Source organism: Kitasatospora sp. NPDC057936, assembly GCF_042887525.1.
Lineage (GTDB): Bacteria > Actinomycetota > Actinomycetes > Streptomycetales > Streptomycetaceae > Kitasatospora.
The window spans coordinates 1-12,989 of sequence record NZ_JBHVPD010000062.1; the positions used below are offsets into that span (position 1 = coordinate 1).

Genomic DNA, 12,989 nt, shown 5'->3' on the forward strand with positions numbered 1-12,989 from the left:
ATATTTGTTGGTCGGCCGCGTCTTTTGTTTATAAGAGCCCGGGGCGGCGCGGGGCCGCGCACCCCGGGCGGGGGGCGCGGCCCTCCGGCGTCACCAGGGCGGGCGGTAACCGGTGGTCAGCTGGCGGCCGGTGTGGCGCCACTTCGGTTCCTTGTCGACGGTGCTCTGCGTGATCGCGCGCAGCCGGCGGATCACCGTCCCGTACACGCCGCTGGCGCCGGTGGAGACGCGCGAGCCGGGCGGCGGGTCCATGAAGGGCATGAACTTGTCCGGGAAGCCCGGCATCGTGCAGGCGATGCAGATCCCGCCGACGTTCGGACAGCCGCCGACGCCGTTGATCCAGCCGCGCTTGGCGACGTTGCACTTGACGACCGGTCCCCAGCAGCCGAGCCGCACCAGGCACTCGGGCGTGCCGTAGTCGGTGGCGAACTGGCCCTGTTCGTAGTAGCCGCCGCGGTCGCAGCCCTCGTGCACGGTGGCGCCGAACAGCCAGGCGGGCCGCAGCTTGTCGTCGAGCGGGATCATCGGCGCGGAGCCGGCCAGCTGGTAGAGCAGGTAGGTGAGGGTCTCGGCGAAGTTGTCGGGCTGGATCGGGCAGCCCGGCACGCAGACGATCGGCAGCCCGGCCTTGGACTTCCAGTCCCAGCCGAGGTAGTCCGGCACGCCCATGGCGCCGGTCGGGTTGCCGGCCATCGCGTGGATGCCGCCGTACGTGGCGCACGTGCCGATGGCCACCACCGCGGTCGCCTTGGGGGCGAGCCGGTCCAGCCACTCACTGGTGGTGATGGGCTGGCCGGTCGCGGGGTCGTCGCCGAAGCCGCACCAGTAGCCCTCCTTCTTGATCTTCTCGTTGGGGATGGACCCCTCGACGACCAGCACGAACGGCTCGATCTCGCCGCGCTCGGCCTTGAAGAACCACTCGACGAAGTTGTCCGCGCCCTGGACCGGGCCGCACTCGAAGTCGATCAGCGGCCAGTGCACCGCGACCCTGGGCAGGCCGGGCAGCGCGCCGGTGACGATCTCCTCGATGCTCGGCTGCATCGCGGCGGTCAGCGAGACGGAGTCGCCGTCGCAGCTGAGGCCCGCGTTGATCCAGAGAATGTGCACCACGTCGGTGTCGGTTGATGCAGCTGTTGCAGCACCCATGAGGATGCCTCCTCGGGGATGGGAGCCGGACGAAATGGCTCAAAGACAGTCATAGCAACCGTTCGGATCGAACGCCGGTCCGGAGAGCCGTGCGGGTCGCCCGGTGGACGCAAGCCGGCTGGGCCGTTCGGGTCACGTCCGGGCGAGGAGGCCCGCGGGCGCGGGGCGCTTGCGGACGAACGCGGAGCGCAGCGCGTGGTACGGCGATTCGGGTGTGAAGAACTGCCGGTGCATCACCGCGAGCTCCTCGGCCCGGTAGGCGGCCAGCGGCTTCTTCCGCTCGTCGGCCTCGCGGACGGCCTTCTTCTCGGCGATCCGGCGCTGCGTGCCCGGCGAGGCGGCGAGCAGCCCGGCCAGGTGGGCCGCGGTCGGCCCGAACTCCTGCGGGCCGCAGGCGAGTACGCGGTCGACCAGGCCGGCCCGCTCGGCCATCGCCGCGGACAGCGGGAGCGCCTGGCGGGTCAGCCGCTCGGCCTCGGGGGCGCCCACCCGCCGGGGCAGGGTGTACGTCCAGTACTCCGACCCGTACAGGCCCATCAGCCGGTAGTGCGGGTTGAGGACGGATCCGCCGCGGCACCACACCTCGTCCGCCGCCAGGGCGAGCATCAGGCCGCCGGCCGCCGCGTTGCCCGCGACGGCGGCGACCACCAGGCGGTCGGTGGTGGTGAGCACCTCGGCCACGAGGTCGTCCATCGCGGTGATGTTCGCCCAGGACTCGGCGGCCGGGTCCGGGGCGGCCTCGATGACGTTGAGGTGGATGCCGTTGGAGAAGAAGTCCCGGCCGCCGCCCAGCACCAGCACCGAGGTCGGCCGCCCGAGCGCGAAGCGGTACGCCTCCCGCAGGCGGCGGCAGTGCTCGGCGGACATCGCGCCGCCGGGGAAGGAGAAGCGCAGGAAGCCCACCGGGCCTTCCTCGCGGTAGCCGATGTCCGACCAGGCGGGCTCGTCGTCCCCGCCCGGCATCAGCGGCGCCGGCACCTCGGGCAGCGCGGGCAGCAGGGCGCCGAGCGCCGTCACGGCCGGGAGCTTGAAGGTCGCGGGCCCGCCGGGTGTGCGCCGCCGGCGGAGTTCGGGGATCCACACTGCGCCGTCCGGAGTAGCCCGGCACACCGCCCCGGCCCGGGTCGCGAGGAGGTCGCCGGGACGGCCGCGCAGCTCCGGCTCGGGGTGCCCGCCGTGCAGGTACCACTCGCCGCCGCACAGCTCGTCGAGCACGCCGGGCTGCGAGTCCGCGGCGCGGAGCCGGCGCAGCACCTCCTCGGTGGAGTCGTCCGCCCAGTCGATCCGGCGCTCCTCCTGGCGCAGGACGGACCGGGTGCGCACCGGCGCCCGCCAGCCGGACCCGTGCTGCGGCTGCGGCGCGTACGTGCCGGAGGCGACGCGTTCGACGGCGAGCAGCGCGGCGGCCACGGCCGCGTCGGAGACCTCGTTGCGGTACAGGTCGCTCTTGCCGCGCGCGGGCAGGCGGCACGGCGCCCAGGCCCAGACCGGCCCGGCGTCCATCTCGGCCTCGGCCTGGAGCACCGTGACGCCCCACTCGGTGACGCCCTCCTGGACCGCCCGGTCGAGCGAGGACGGGCCGCGGTCGCCCGGCGGGCCCGGATGGACGATCAGGCAGGTGGTCTCCGACCAGACGTCCGGCGGGACGGCGGTGCGCAGCATGGGCGCGAGGACCAGGTCGGGCCGCAGGCGCCGAACGGCGGCGCGCAGGTCGTCGTCGTCCCCGGCGAGGTGGACGTCCACGGTGTGGCGGCGGTCGCGCAGTTCGGCGTGGAGCCGCTGGCTGAGGCTGTTGAACGCGCTGGCGAGGAGCAGGATCCGCATATCCGCCTCCGGTGGGGTGAGCGTCCGGGAACCCGGCGATCATCGCCCCGGCCCCGTCCGCCCCCGGCCGCGCGCCCGCCGCCGCGCCGCCCGTTCACCCGAACCGCCGCCGTCGCCGCCGCTGCCGCCCGGCCGACGTGGAGGTGGCCCACCCCCGGGGAGGTGGGGCGGGCCACTGGTCGGCTGATTGCGGGGTTAGTGACGGGTGTGCACCTCCGCGGACGGGTTTCATGAACATGTACAGACAACGTGTACGGACAAGAAGCCTCATCGCGGTCGGCCCGGCCCACAACGGCGTGCGGAGGCGGGCAGGGCGCACTGGGGCGCGGCGGGGCGCCTCCGAAGCGCGCGCCGGCGTGGGGCGCGGCCCTCACGACCGGGGTCGGGGGCGGCGTCGTCGGCGGTCCAGCAGCAGCACGGTGAGGGCCGCCGTGGCGACCCCCTCGGCCCAGACGGCGAGCGTCTTGTCGGTGAACCACACGGGCTCGTACATGTTCGGCAGCGGGCCGATGGCGCCGACGTCCACGTAGCGGTAGAGCAGCAGCGCGCCGAGCCCGGAGGCGGCGACGGCCCACGCGAAGGCGTCGCCGGTGCGGTGCCGCCACAGGAGCAGGAGCAGCGCGGCGAGGCTCGCGGCGGCGGATTCCAGGCGGAACAGGGTGCCCTGGCTGAGCGAGTCGCCGATGGCGTCGTACTGGTCGGCCAGCCGGGCGTGGACGGCCGCGTCGATCGCGAGTCCGGCCGCCGCCGCGAGGCGCAGGACGAGGTGGGTGAGGCTCCGGCCGCGGCGGCGGCCGGGTGCGGGGGTGTCCATGGTGCATCAGCCAACGGTGAGGGTGCCGTGCATGAACGGGTGGATGCTGCAGATGTACGGATGGTCGCCCGTCTGCTGCGGCGCGGTGAAGGTCGCGGACGCCCCCGGGGCGATGTTCCCGGTGTCGAAGGACTTGTCGGAGGCGGTCAGCGTGTGGGTGGTGGAGTCCTGGTTGACGACCGTGACGGTCTGACCGGGCTTCACGGTGAGGGAGGCCGGCGCGAACGCGAAGTTCTTGATCGTGACCTGGAGCGCGCCGGTGCTGGTGGGTGCGGGCGTGGCGGCGGAGGCAGACGCGGTGGCACTGGCGGTCGCGGTGGCGCTCGCGGTCGCGGTCGCGGTGGCACTGGCGCTGGCACTTGCACTGGCGGCCGGGGAACTCGCCGCGCTGGTGGTGGTGTTCGCGGGCTTGCTGGAGCTGGAGCAGGCCGCGAGACCCACGGAGAGCAGCAGGGCGGCGGCAGCAGCCAGGAGGGGCCGGGTTCTGGTCACGTACGGGCTCCGTTTCGGGTGGGTCGGGTGGAGGGGTGGGGCGCGCGCCCGGGGTGTCGGGTGGGCGCGCGCCGGCTCGTGGTGTCGTCAGACGGTCAGCAGGTCCGGGCTGGCGGCCTTGTCGGTGGGCAGGAAGTCGTCGGGCACGGGGTACTGGCCGAGCACGTAGTTCAGGATCGCCGCGTGCATGGCCTCGACGGGGGCGATGCTCGCGGCCGTCGCGATGCCGGCCGCACCGGTCACGTTGTACGTCGCGAAGAGGTAGGTCTGGGCGGCCTGGTCCTCCAGTTCGAGCGCGAGTTTGGCCACGTCCCCGACCGAGGCCGCCTTGCCGAGGGCCGCCATCGTGTCCGCCTGGTTGGACAGCGGCACGTCGTTGATCGCGGGCAGTCCGGCGCCCGTGAGGACGGCGTTCCAGGCCTTGGCGTGGTCGGCGTGCTGGTTCATCGCGGTGGTCACGAACGTCGCGACCGCCGGCGGCACCGTGCCGAGCTTGCCCGCGCCCGCGGCGTCCAGCGCGGCCTTGTAGGCGCCGACCGCCTGGTTCTCCAGCGCGACGGCCAGCGCGACGACCCGCAGGTCCCCGGTGTAGCCGCCGGACGCCGACGGCGAGCCGGACACCGCACTGGCCGAGCCGGCCGGACTGGTCGGCGCCGGCTCCTTGACGCTCTTGCTGCCGGAACACGCCGCCAGCGTGAGGGCCGCGGCCACGCCGCCAGCGCCGAGCAGGAACCGGCGCCGGCCAGGATCGGCCGGGACCGAGGCGCGGAGCTCTTCCCCGAGGTCGCGCGCGGAGGCCCGCATCAGCGGCAGCGTGGCCCGGTGGGCCTCGTCCATCTCCCGGGTCAGGCGGGCGAGTTCGGCCTCGCCGAGGGCGGGCTCCCAGGTGCGGTCGGCGGTCACTGGACGGCCCCTTCGGTGATCGGGGAGGCGCTGTCGGTCTTGTAGAAGGCGTCGGGGAAGCCCACGCTGCCGGCCGCGGCGGGCAGCTTCGCCGGGTCCACCGGGATCGTGATCAGATCGGCGGCGTTGCCCGCCAGCAGCGCCTGCACGGCGAGCAGCACGGCACGGTGCTGCGCCTCCACCGGGGCGACGGAGGCGAAGAGCTTGCGCAGGTCGGCGCCGGAGACCTGGCCGACGTTCTTGGTGTACGTCTGGGCGGCGACGTCCTCCAGCGTGATGGCGAGCTTCACCACGTCGGCCGGCGTCTTGATGGTGGGCAGCGTCTGGTCGACCACCGCCTTGTACTTCGGGTCCGGGCCGGTCTGCGCCTTGCCGCCGCCGGCGGTCGCGGCGGCGTTGAAGGCCTGGGCGTGCGCCTGGTGCTGCTCGGTGGTCTTGGCGATGAACGCGGCCACCGTCTTGTTGCCGTCCTTGATGAACGGCAGGCCGGCGGCCGTCTGGTAGACGCTCACCGCCAGGTTCTCCAGCGCCGCGGCGGTCTGGAGCGCGCGGATGTCGTCCGCCGTCACGGCGCCGGAGGCGGATCCCGACGGCGACGGCGACGCCGAGGGCGACGGGGAGTCCGCCGCCGCCCGGGCCGTGCCGAGCAGGCCCGCCCCGCCCACCAGGGCGGCGAGCGCGCCGCCCCGCCACCACGGCCGCGACGGCCCGGCGGCCTCCGCGAAGCCGCTCAGCGCGCCGCGGGTGATCCGCATCGCGTCGCTGTTCAAGTCCTGTGACTGCTCGGTGAGTTCGTCCAGCAGTCGGGTGTCGATGCGCTCGTCGGCCATCATGTCCCGTCTCGGTCCGGCGACCCGGCCGGATGCCGGACCGCTTTCCCCTGCCCTTCGGTACGAGCGCGGCCGCGGCTCGGTTCAACGCCCCGTTTGGCCCGTCTTTTCCTTCGTGCGGGTGGGGGCGAAGGAGCGCGGTTGACGGTCATCGCCGCGTGCCGCCGAGCCACTCGGCGAGGACGGCGGCCTGGCTGTGGTCGACGTCCCTGGTCGCGGTCAGGAGCGTGAGACCGCCCCCGGCGGCGAGGTCGCGCAGGTGCCCGGCCGCCTCCCGGTGCTCCGTGTCGCGCAGCTCGGCGCGGTAGCGGCGGCGGAACTCGGCGAACCGGCTCGGCTCGTGCCCGTACCAGCGGCGCAGGCCGGTCGACGGGGCGACGTCCCGCAGCCACTCGTCGAGGTGCGCGTCCTCCTTCGTCATCCCGCGCGGCCAGACCCGGTCGACGAGCACCCGCCGCCCGTCCTGGGGCGAGGACTCCTCGTAGATCCGCCGGTAGGCGACTCGTGCGGCCATGACGGGACCCTCCCGGTTCTGTCCGGACACCGGTCTCCACGAGAACCCGCGACCACGCCCGTCCACAAGCGGGGCACACCCGCGCGGGCGTACCGCGCGCCCGTCAGCCCCTCACCGGACGTCCTTCGGCGCCGGGCGGACGGACAGGCCGGGGCGGCGGCGGTGGACGGTGAGGTAGACGAGGCCGTCCGGGCCCGCCGAGACGGCGCGGCGGGCGCCGTGCGGCAGCCAGGCCGTGCAGCCGGGCGCCAGGACCTGCCGGCCGGCGGCCGTCTCCAGGTGGCCGCTGCCCTCCAGGACCTGGACGAGGACGTCGAGGTCCGGCTCCACGTGGGCGGCGACCTCGGCGTGCGGGAGCAGGCGGATGACGTTCGCGTCCAGCTGGCGGCCCTCCTCCGCGAGCCGCCACAGGGCGCCGCCGCGGTCGGCGGGGGCCCGGTCGAGCAGGCCGTCCAGGCAGGTGAGCACACCGGGCCGCGGGTCGGACGTCAAGGCTTCCTCCTGCGGACGGGCGGGCGCGACCGGATGGGCGCCCGTGGATTCTACGGAAGCCCGCAGGTGGCAGGTGGACGTCGTCGCCCTAGGCCTGTGCCCCCTCGGCTTCGGTGACGACGAGGACGACGTGCCGCGCGTCGTCGCTGTGGACGGCGCTGGACCGGTAGCCGGGCGGGACGTACAGGGCCTCGCCGCTCAGGGTGGAGACCTCGGCGGCGGGGTCCCCCGGCGAGCGGAGCGTCCAGCGGCTCGATCCGGCGGACTGGATCACCAGGAGGTGGCCGGAGGGCGGCCGGGGGCCGGCGGCGTGCTCGACCCGCCAGCCCAGCAGGGCCGTGAGGCCGTCGGCGACGTACCTGGCCAGCACGGTGTCCGGCGGTCCGCCCGTCCCCCGTGGAACGACGGGCTCGTTCTCGGGCCAGACCAGCCCGAAGGTGCGGGCGAAGTGGGCGTCCAGGAAGAGCGCCAGCTCCTGGAGGTAGGGATCCTGCCCCGGGCGCTCGCTCAGGCGTTCCCAGTCCACGTGTCGTCTCCTTCGGCGGTACCGCTCACCCCGCTGATGTCGGGATGTCAAGCATGGTGCATCGGCGTGTCGGACGGCATCACGGTTTTCGGGTATCCGGCCCTCGGGTATCCGGCTCCCGGGTGTCCAGCAGGCCCGCCCGGCTGGCGGCGACGCCCGCCTGGAAGCGGCTGTCGGCGCCGAGCCGCTCCAGGATCTCGGCGATGTGCCGGCGCGCGGTGCGCAGCGACATGCCCAGCCGGCGCGCGATCGCCTCGTCCTTCATCCCGTCGGCGAGCAGGCGCAGGATCGTGCCGTGCATCTCCCGGGCGACGGCCTCCATCTCGCGTCCGGTCGACTCCTGGAACGGGGTGGCCTGGCCCCAGGTGAGTTCGAACATCTCGTACAGGTAGGCGACGGTCGACGGTTCGCGGATGACCGTGGCCCCGAGGCCCGGGCCGGTGGAGGGGAGGAAGGCGGTCTCGCGGTCCATGATGATGACCCGCCCGGCCAGTTCGTGCGTGGTGCGGTACTCGGCGCCCAGGGCGGAGGCGGCGGCGACGTAGGCCTGGCTGGGGCCGTTGAAGCGGGCGGTGTGGTGGTAGAGGGTGCGGATGCGCACGCCGCGCTCCAGCATCGCCCGGTCGCGCACGAGGGCCTCGGACATCGCCTCGGGGAGCCGGGCGCCGCCGCCGGGCTGGCAGGAGACCACTTCGGTGGTGCACTGCTCGCCCAGCCGGTTGAGCAGGAAACGCACCTCCGCGAGCGTGGGGATCACCTCGATGCCCGCACCGGTCTCCCGGCTCTCCGGGAAGAGCGTGGAGAACTCGTCGTACCGGCTGCGCATTCGGGCGATGTCGTCCTGGCGCTGCCGGATCTCCGCCTCGACGGGCGCGGCGCGCCGGAAGAAGGCCGCGTCGGGGGACACCACCCGCAGCGCGTCCTGCCGGGCGCCGGCCGGCGCCAGCAGTCCCGTGTCGAGGAGTCTCTCGACCGCGGCCGCCACTCCGGACGGGGCCAGTCCCGTCGCCTGAGCGACGACCACCGGATCGTGGGCCCCGGCGAACCGGTTCTCCGCGAACCATGCGTAGACGGACAGGTCGGATTCCTGCCCCTGACCTGGTTCGGCCCGACGCCCTGTCACATCGTGATCACTTTTGTCCATGTTTACACCCACACCCCTTTGTTGCCAGGCACGTTGATGAACGGCTCCAAGCATGTCGGCGATCTTCGATGCCCGCCAGAGTGAGGCCACCGCCCCTTCAGCGGATGGGGCGAATACCAACGAACCACGGGAGACACCCCATGAAGCGCATCGTCCTCACCACCGTGGCGCTCCTCGCCGCCGTCGCCGCCTGGCTCCCGCCGACGGCCTCGGCACGCGCCCACGACGGCCACACCACGACCGCCCAGCGCAGCGGCCCCACGCCGTCCGCCCCGTTCACCTGCCCGCCGCGCACCCGCTGCAACGACACCTCCTGGGGAGGCTGAACCCCTTGTTCACGACGCGGGAGAGGGAGATCCTCGACCACCTCGCGCACGGCCACACGTCGCGGGCGATCGGCCGCCTGCTGCACCTGAGCCACCACACCGTCGAGACCCACATCCGCAACATGCGGGCCAAGAGCGGAGCCAGCAGCCGCACGCAGCTGCTGGCCATCGCCCTCGGGCTCGACACCGCCGGGCCCGCCGGGCCCGGTACGGGCTGATCCGGTCCGCATCCGAAGCACCGACCGGCGGGACGCCGGCGTGCCGGGAGGACCACTCCGGAGAAAGGGGATGTCACGGACCGATGGAGATACCGATCCTGATTTGTGCGGGCCAGCCGCTGATGCGCAGCGGACTCTCCTCGGCCCTCGTGGCCGAGCCGGACTTCCGGGTGGTCGGCGAGACCGCGGACGGGAGCACCGCCAGCGCGCTGGCCCGGGAGCTGAACCCCGCCGTCGTCGTGGCCGACTACGAACTCGCGGACATGACGGGCATCGAGCTCGTCCGCGACCTCCAGGGGCCGAGCCGGCCGGCCCCCCGCACGCTGCTCATGACACCGGCCGAGGACGACGCCGTCCTGGAGTCCGTCCTGGCCGGCGCGACCGGGATCGTCACCCGGAACACCCTGGCGGAGGACTTCCCCCAGGCGATCAGGGCCATGGCCGCCGGCCACTCCTTCCTCTCCCCCGACATCGCGGCCCTGCTCCTGAGCTGGGTGCGCGACAGACGGCCCGCGCTGTTCCCGGCGCTCGGGCTCAACCTCCTCACCTTCCGCGAACGCGAGATCCTGGCGCTGCTGGCGAACGGGATGTCCAACGCCGAGATCTCCAAGCGGCTCTGCATCGTGCAGTCGACGGTCAAGTTCCACGTCTCCCAGCTGCTCAGGAAACTCGGCCTCCGGGACCGCCTCCAGGCCGCCGTGTTCGCCCACCAGAACGGTGTCATCTGATGCTGCGACAGAACCGTGACCACGGCGCCCGCTGGCTGCCCTGGACCAGGACGACGACAACGGGTTCGCCCCGCCTCTACTGCCTCCCCTTCGCCGGCGGGGCGGCACGGTTCTTCCGCCCGTGGACGGCGGCCGCCCGGCCGCTCTCCGTCGAGGTCGTCCCGGTCGAACTGCCGGGCCACGGCACCCGGTTGCTCGATCCCCCGCTGACCGACATGGCCGCCGTGGTGGACGCGCTGTGCGAGGAGGTCCTCCGGCGGGAGAGCGGGCCCTACGCGATCCTCGGGCACAGCATGGGCGCGAAGATCGCGTACGCCGTGGCCGAGGAGCTGGAGCGGCGGCCGGGGGCCACCCCGCCGGCCCGGCTCTTCGTCTCCGGGGCCCTGCCGGCCTCGGCCGCCGAGCCGAAGCCGCTGCACGGACTGCCGGACGCGGAGCTCCTGGCGGAACTGTCCGCGATGGGCGGCACGCCTCCCGGGATCCTCGCCAACGCCGAGCTGATGGAGCTCATGCTGCCGGTGATCCGGGCCGACCTGACCCTGTTCGAACGGTGGCGGGCGCCGGCCGGGAGCCGGGTCGCCTGCCCCATCACGGCGTTCGCCGGCCGGGACGACCGGGTCGTCCCGGTGGAGCCGACCGCGGGCTGGGCCGATCACACGTCGGCGTCGTTCGCCCTCCACGTCCATCCCGGCGGGCACTTCTTCCTCCGGGAGGAGATGGACCGGATGCTCGGCCGGATGGCGGCCGAGCTCCACGGACGGCCCGCGCCGGAAGCGATGTGACGGATCGTCACTCCTCTTCCACGCCGACCTCGATCAGTCCGGTCACCTCGGTCAGCGCGCGTCCGACCTCCTCCGGCGAGGAACCCACCGCGATGACGTGGCCCAGCCGGTCGTAGGCGCTCTGCGGCGGCCGGACCTCGCGCCCCGGCGTCCCGCTCACCACGACCCGCTCCACGCCCGGCACCCGCCCGGCCAGCGCGACCCCGTCCACGCCGGTCAGTCGGCCCGGCCTCGGCGCGGTCAGGAACCGCAGGCCGGCCCGGCGCGCGTGACCGGCCGACAGGTTCAGCGGCAGGCCGGCGGCGGCGCGGATCTGCTGCTCCAGCAGGTCGATCCCGGTGGCCGGGCGGATCAGCTCCGGGATCATGCCGCCGGCCAGCCGTCCGTTGACCTCGATGACGGCCGGGCCGTCGGCGGTCAGCCGGAGCTCGACGTGGGCCGGGCCGCGCTCGAAGCCGAGCGCCTTCAGGGCTTGCCGGGCGGTGTCGGCGATCCGTCCGGCCAGCGCGTCGTCAACGTCGGCGGGGAAGAGGTGACCGGTCTCGACGAAGTGCGGCAGCGGGCTGACGGTGCGCTGGGTGACGCCGACACAGCGCGCCTCGCCGTCCACGCCGAACATCTCCGCGCTGAACTCGGGCCCGTCCAGGTACTGTTCGACCAACACCGCGCCCGCCGTCCGCTGGCCGCGGACGTTGTGGGTGACGGCGAGCAGCCCGGTGGCGTGCGCGACGGCCGTGGCGGCGTCCTCGCACCACAGCACGGACTGCGAGCCGGACTCCCCGACCGGTTTGACGACGCAGGGCAGCCCCACGGCGGCGACGGCGGCCGCGGCGCCGTCCGGGTCGGTGACGACCGCGAACCCGGGCTGGTGCACCCCGGCCTCGTCCAGCGCGGTGCGGGTCAGCGCCTTGTCGCGGCAGCGGGCCATCGCCTCCGGCGGGTTGCCGGGCGTGCCCAGGGCGGCGGCGGCCCGGGCGGTGTGCTCCAGGTAGAACTCGCTGGTCGTCGTGACGCCCGCCACCCGGCGTCCGGCGCTCACCCGGGCGACGGCCTCGTCCAGCGCGGCCTCGTCGTCGGTGTCGCAGACCTCGACCCGGCAGCCGGTGGCGGGCAGGTCCGGGTAGCGCGCCGCGTCCTTGGTGAACAGCACCGGCTCCAGGGCGAGCCGGACGGCGGTCCGCAGCGCGATCATCCCGGTGCCGGTGGTGTTGGACTCGACGAAGAGCAGCAGCCGCCGGTCCCGGCGGGGGATCCGGGCGAACGACCAACTGGACACCGTGGCGCCGTACTCCACCTCCTCGGGGGCCTCGGCCACGGCACCCCCGGGGGCGCTGTCGGCGTAGACGCTGTCCACGTAGCGGTCGCCGCGGTCCGGCATGATCCCGACCAGCCGGGTGCCCGGCTCGGCGCGGGCCGCGAGGTGGGTGAGGACCCGGTAGACCGAGCCCGAGGTGTTCCCGCCGAAGATCTTCTGCTCCCGGGCGAGCCGGCGGGTGGCGTCGAAGGCCTCGTCGTCGGAGAGCCAGTGCACCTCGTCGAGGACGCGGTAGTCGATGTTGTCCGGGAAGAGGCTGTTGCCGAGCCCGCCCTGCCGGCGGGTCGGGCGGTCCGGCTGGCCGAAGAGCACGCTGCCCACGCAGTCCACGCCCACCACCGCGACGCCGGGCAGGCGTTCCAGCAGCGCCTTCGACGTCCCGCAGAGCGAGCCGCCGCTGCCCACCGCCCCCACCAGGACGTCCACCGTCCCCAGGTCGGCGAGCAGTTCGCCGGCCAGGCCGCGGTAGGCGGCGGGGTTCTGCGGGTTGCTGTACTGGCGCGGCCAGAACGCGCCGGGCAGGCCGGCCATCAGCTCGGCCAGGCGCTCCAGCCGGGCGCTCTGCCAGCCCTGGCCGGTCATCGTCTCCACGACGTGGACCTCGCAGCCCAGGGTGCGCAGCTTGGCCAGCGTGACGGGGTCGATGCGCGGATCGGTGACGATGTGCACGGGATGGCCGAGGTAGGTGCCGACCAGGGCCACCCCGAGCGCCATCGTGCCCGAGGAGCTCTCCACGATCGGCCCGCCCTCGGCCAGCGCGCCGGTGCGCCGGGCTTCGAGGATCACCTGCCGGGCCACCCGGTCCTTCATCGCGAAGAGGTTCTGCATCTCCAGTTTGGCGAAGACCTCGACGCCGTCCGGGGCGTCCACCCGCAGCCGCACCGCCGGGGTGTGGCCGATGCCGTCGATGACCGATTCCTGCCGCATGTCGGTAC

At 74.0% G+C, this 12,989-nt stretch carries 15 protein-coding genes; 4 read left to right on the top strand and 11 right to left on the bottom strand.

Features of this window, described 5'->3' with window-relative positions; translation table 11 throughout:
- Positions 1 to 90: 90 nt before the first annotated feature.
- From ACFVU9_RS28195 to ACFVU9_RS28240, 10 genes are all read right to left on the bottom strand, one after another.
- Positions 91 to 1,146 (bottom strand): hydrogenase expression protein HypE, encoded by a 1,056-nt coding sequence (locus ACFVU9_RS28195; RefSeq protein ID WP_387598059.1) that lies wholly within the window; start codon positions 1,144 to 1,146, stop codon positions 91 to 93.
- A 132-nt stretch (positions 1,147 to 1,278) separates the two neighbouring features.
- On the bottom strand, positions 1,279 to 2,970 hold the full coding sequence (locus ACFVU9_RS28200) for a hydrogenase maturation protein (protein ID WP_387598062.1): 1,692 nt from the start codon (positions 2,968 to 2,970) through the stop codon (positions 1,279 to 1,281).
- 370 nt (positions 2,971 to 3,340) lie between these two features.
- Entirely contained in the window at positions 3,341 to 3,784 is a 444-nt protein-coding gene (locus ACFVU9_RS28205) for a hypothetical protein (protein ID WP_387598065.1), read from the bottom strand.
- 6 nt (positions 3,785 to 3,790) lie between these two features.
- Complete coding sequence (locus tag ACFVU9_RS28210) at positions 3,791 to 4,276, bottom strand: cupredoxin family copper-binding protein (RefSeq protein WP_387598067.1); 486 nt, start codon at positions 4,274 to 4,276, stop codon at positions 3,791 to 3,793.
- Positions 4,277 to 4,363: 87 nt separating this feature from the next.
- Complete coding sequence (locus ACFVU9_RS28215; protein WP_387598070.1) at positions 4,364 to 5,179, bottom strand: ferritin-like domain-containing protein; 816 nt, start codon at positions 5,177 to 5,179, stop codon at positions 4,364 to 4,366.
- Positions 5,176 to 6,012, bottom strand: a complete 837-nt coding sequence (locus ACFVU9_RS28220; protein WP_387598073.1) for a ferritin-like domain-containing protein — start codon at positions 6,010 to 6,012, stop codon at positions 5,176 to 5,178. Before ACFVU9_RS28220 ends, ACFVU9_RS28215 begins: the two co-directional genes overlap by 4 nt.
- A gap of 145 nt (positions 6,013 to 6,157) precedes the next feature.
- On the bottom strand, positions 6,158 to 6,523 hold the full coding sequence (locus tag ACFVU9_RS28225) for a DUF488 domain-containing protein (RefSeq protein ID WP_380435260.1): 366 nt from the start codon (positions 6,521 to 6,523) through the stop codon (positions 6,158 to 6,160).
- Between the two features lie 111 nt (positions 6,524 to 6,634).
- On the bottom strand, positions 6,635 to 7,015 hold the full coding sequence (locus ACFVU9_RS28230) for a cupin domain-containing protein (protein WP_387598076.1): 381 nt from the start codon (positions 7,013 to 7,015) through the stop codon (positions 6,635 to 6,637).
- 88 nt (positions 7,016 to 7,103) lie between these two features.
- The gene (locus tag ACFVU9_RS28235; RefSeq protein WP_380435262.1) at positions 7,104 to 7,541 is read right to left on the bottom strand and encodes a hypothetical protein; all 438 of its coding nucleotides are present in this window, start codon (positions 7,539 to 7,541) and stop codon (positions 7,104 to 7,106) included.
- A 79-nt stretch (positions 7,542 to 7,620) separates the two neighbouring features.
- A complete protein-coding gene (locus tag ACFVU9_RS28240) occupies positions 7,621 to 8,664 on the bottom strand; it encodes a LuxR C-terminal-related transcriptional regulator (RefSeq protein WP_387598078.1) in 1,044 nt (347 codons plus the stop codon).
- Positions 8,665 to 8,825: 161 nt separating this feature from the next.
- Here ACFVU9_RS28240 and ACFVU9_RS28245 point away from each other — a divergent pair, with 161 nt between their 5' ends.
- From ACFVU9_RS28245 to ACFVU9_RS28260, 4 genes are all read left to right on the top strand, one after another.
- Positions 8,826 to 9,011 carry a hypothetical protein gene (locus tag ACFVU9_RS28245; protein WP_380491019.1) on the top strand — a complete coding sequence of 62 codons (186 nt, stop codon included), beginning with the start codon at positions 8,826 to 8,828 and terminating at the stop codon, positions 9,009 to 9,011.
- A 5-nt stretch (positions 9,012 to 9,016) separates the two neighbouring features.
- On the top strand, positions 9,017 to 9,229 hold the full coding sequence (locus tag ACFVU9_RS28250) for a response regulator transcription factor (RefSeq protein ID WP_380435265.1): 213 nt from the start codon (positions 9,017 to 9,019) through the stop codon (positions 9,227 to 9,229).
- An 83-nt stretch (positions 9,230 to 9,312) separates the two neighbouring features.
- Positions 9,313 to 9,957, top strand: coding sequence for a LuxR C-terminal-related transcriptional regulator (locus ACFVU9_RS28255; RefSeq protein ID WP_380491017.1), 645 nt, complete (start codon positions 9,313 to 9,315; stop codon positions 9,955 to 9,957).
- Positions 9,957 to 10,739 (top strand): thioesterase II family protein, encoded by a 783-nt coding sequence (locus ACFVU9_RS28260; RefSeq protein WP_387598082.1) that lies wholly within the window; start codon positions 9,957 to 9,959, stop codon positions 10,737 to 10,739. Before ACFVU9_RS28255 ends, ACFVU9_RS28260 begins: the two co-directional genes overlap by 1 nt.
- A 7-nt stretch (positions 10,740 to 10,746) precedes the next feature.
- Here the strand turns inward: ACFVU9_RS28260 and ACFVU9_RS28265 are convergent, their stop codons facing one another.
- Positions 10,747 to 12,981, bottom strand: coding sequence for a pyridoxal-phosphate dependent enzyme (locus tag ACFVU9_RS28265; RefSeq protein ID WP_387598085.1), 2,235 nt, complete (start codon positions 12,979 to 12,981; stop codon positions 10,747 to 10,749).
- Positions 12,982 to 12,989 lie beyond the last annotated feature (8 nt).

Bases quoted from the DNA above. Each gene is read 5' to 3' on its own strand.
- ACFVU9_RS28195 (WP_387598059.1), bottom strand. From the start codon at position 1,146: ATGGGTGCTGCAACAGCTGCATCAACCGACACCGACGTGGTGCACATT.
- ACFVU9_RS28200 (WP_387598062.1), bottom strand. From the start codon at position 2,970: ATGCGGATCCTGCTCCTCGCCAGCGCGTTCAACAGCCTCAGCCAGCGG.
- ACFVU9_RS28205 (WP_387598065.1), bottom strand. From the start codon at position 3,784: ATGGACACCCCCGCACCCGGCCGCCGCCGCGGCCGGAGCCTCACCCAC.
- ACFVU9_RS28220 (WP_387598073.1), bottom strand. From the start codon at position 6,012: ATGATGGCCGACGAGCGCATCGACACCCGACTGCTGGACGAACTCACC.
- ACFVU9_RS28225 (WP_380435260.1), bottom strand. From the start codon at position 6,523: ATGGCCGCACGAGTCGCCTACCGGCGGATCTACGAGGAGTCCTCGCCC.
- ACFVU9_RS28245 (WP_380491019.1), top strand. From the start codon at position 8,826: ATGAAGCGCATCGTCCTCACCACCGTGGCGCTCCTCGCCGCCGTCGCC.
- ACFVU9_RS28255 (WP_380491017.1), top strand. From the start codon at position 9,313: ATGGAGATACCGATCCTGATTTGTGCGGGCCAGCCGCTGATGCGCAGC.
- ACFVU9_RS28260 (WP_387598082.1), top strand. From the start codon at position 9,957: ATGCTGCGACAGAACCGTGACCACGGCGCCCGCTGGCTGCCCTGGACC.
- ACFVU9_RS28265 (WP_387598085.1), bottom strand. From the start codon at position 12,981: ATGCGGCAGGAATCGGTCATCGACGGCATCGGCCACACCCCGGCGGTG.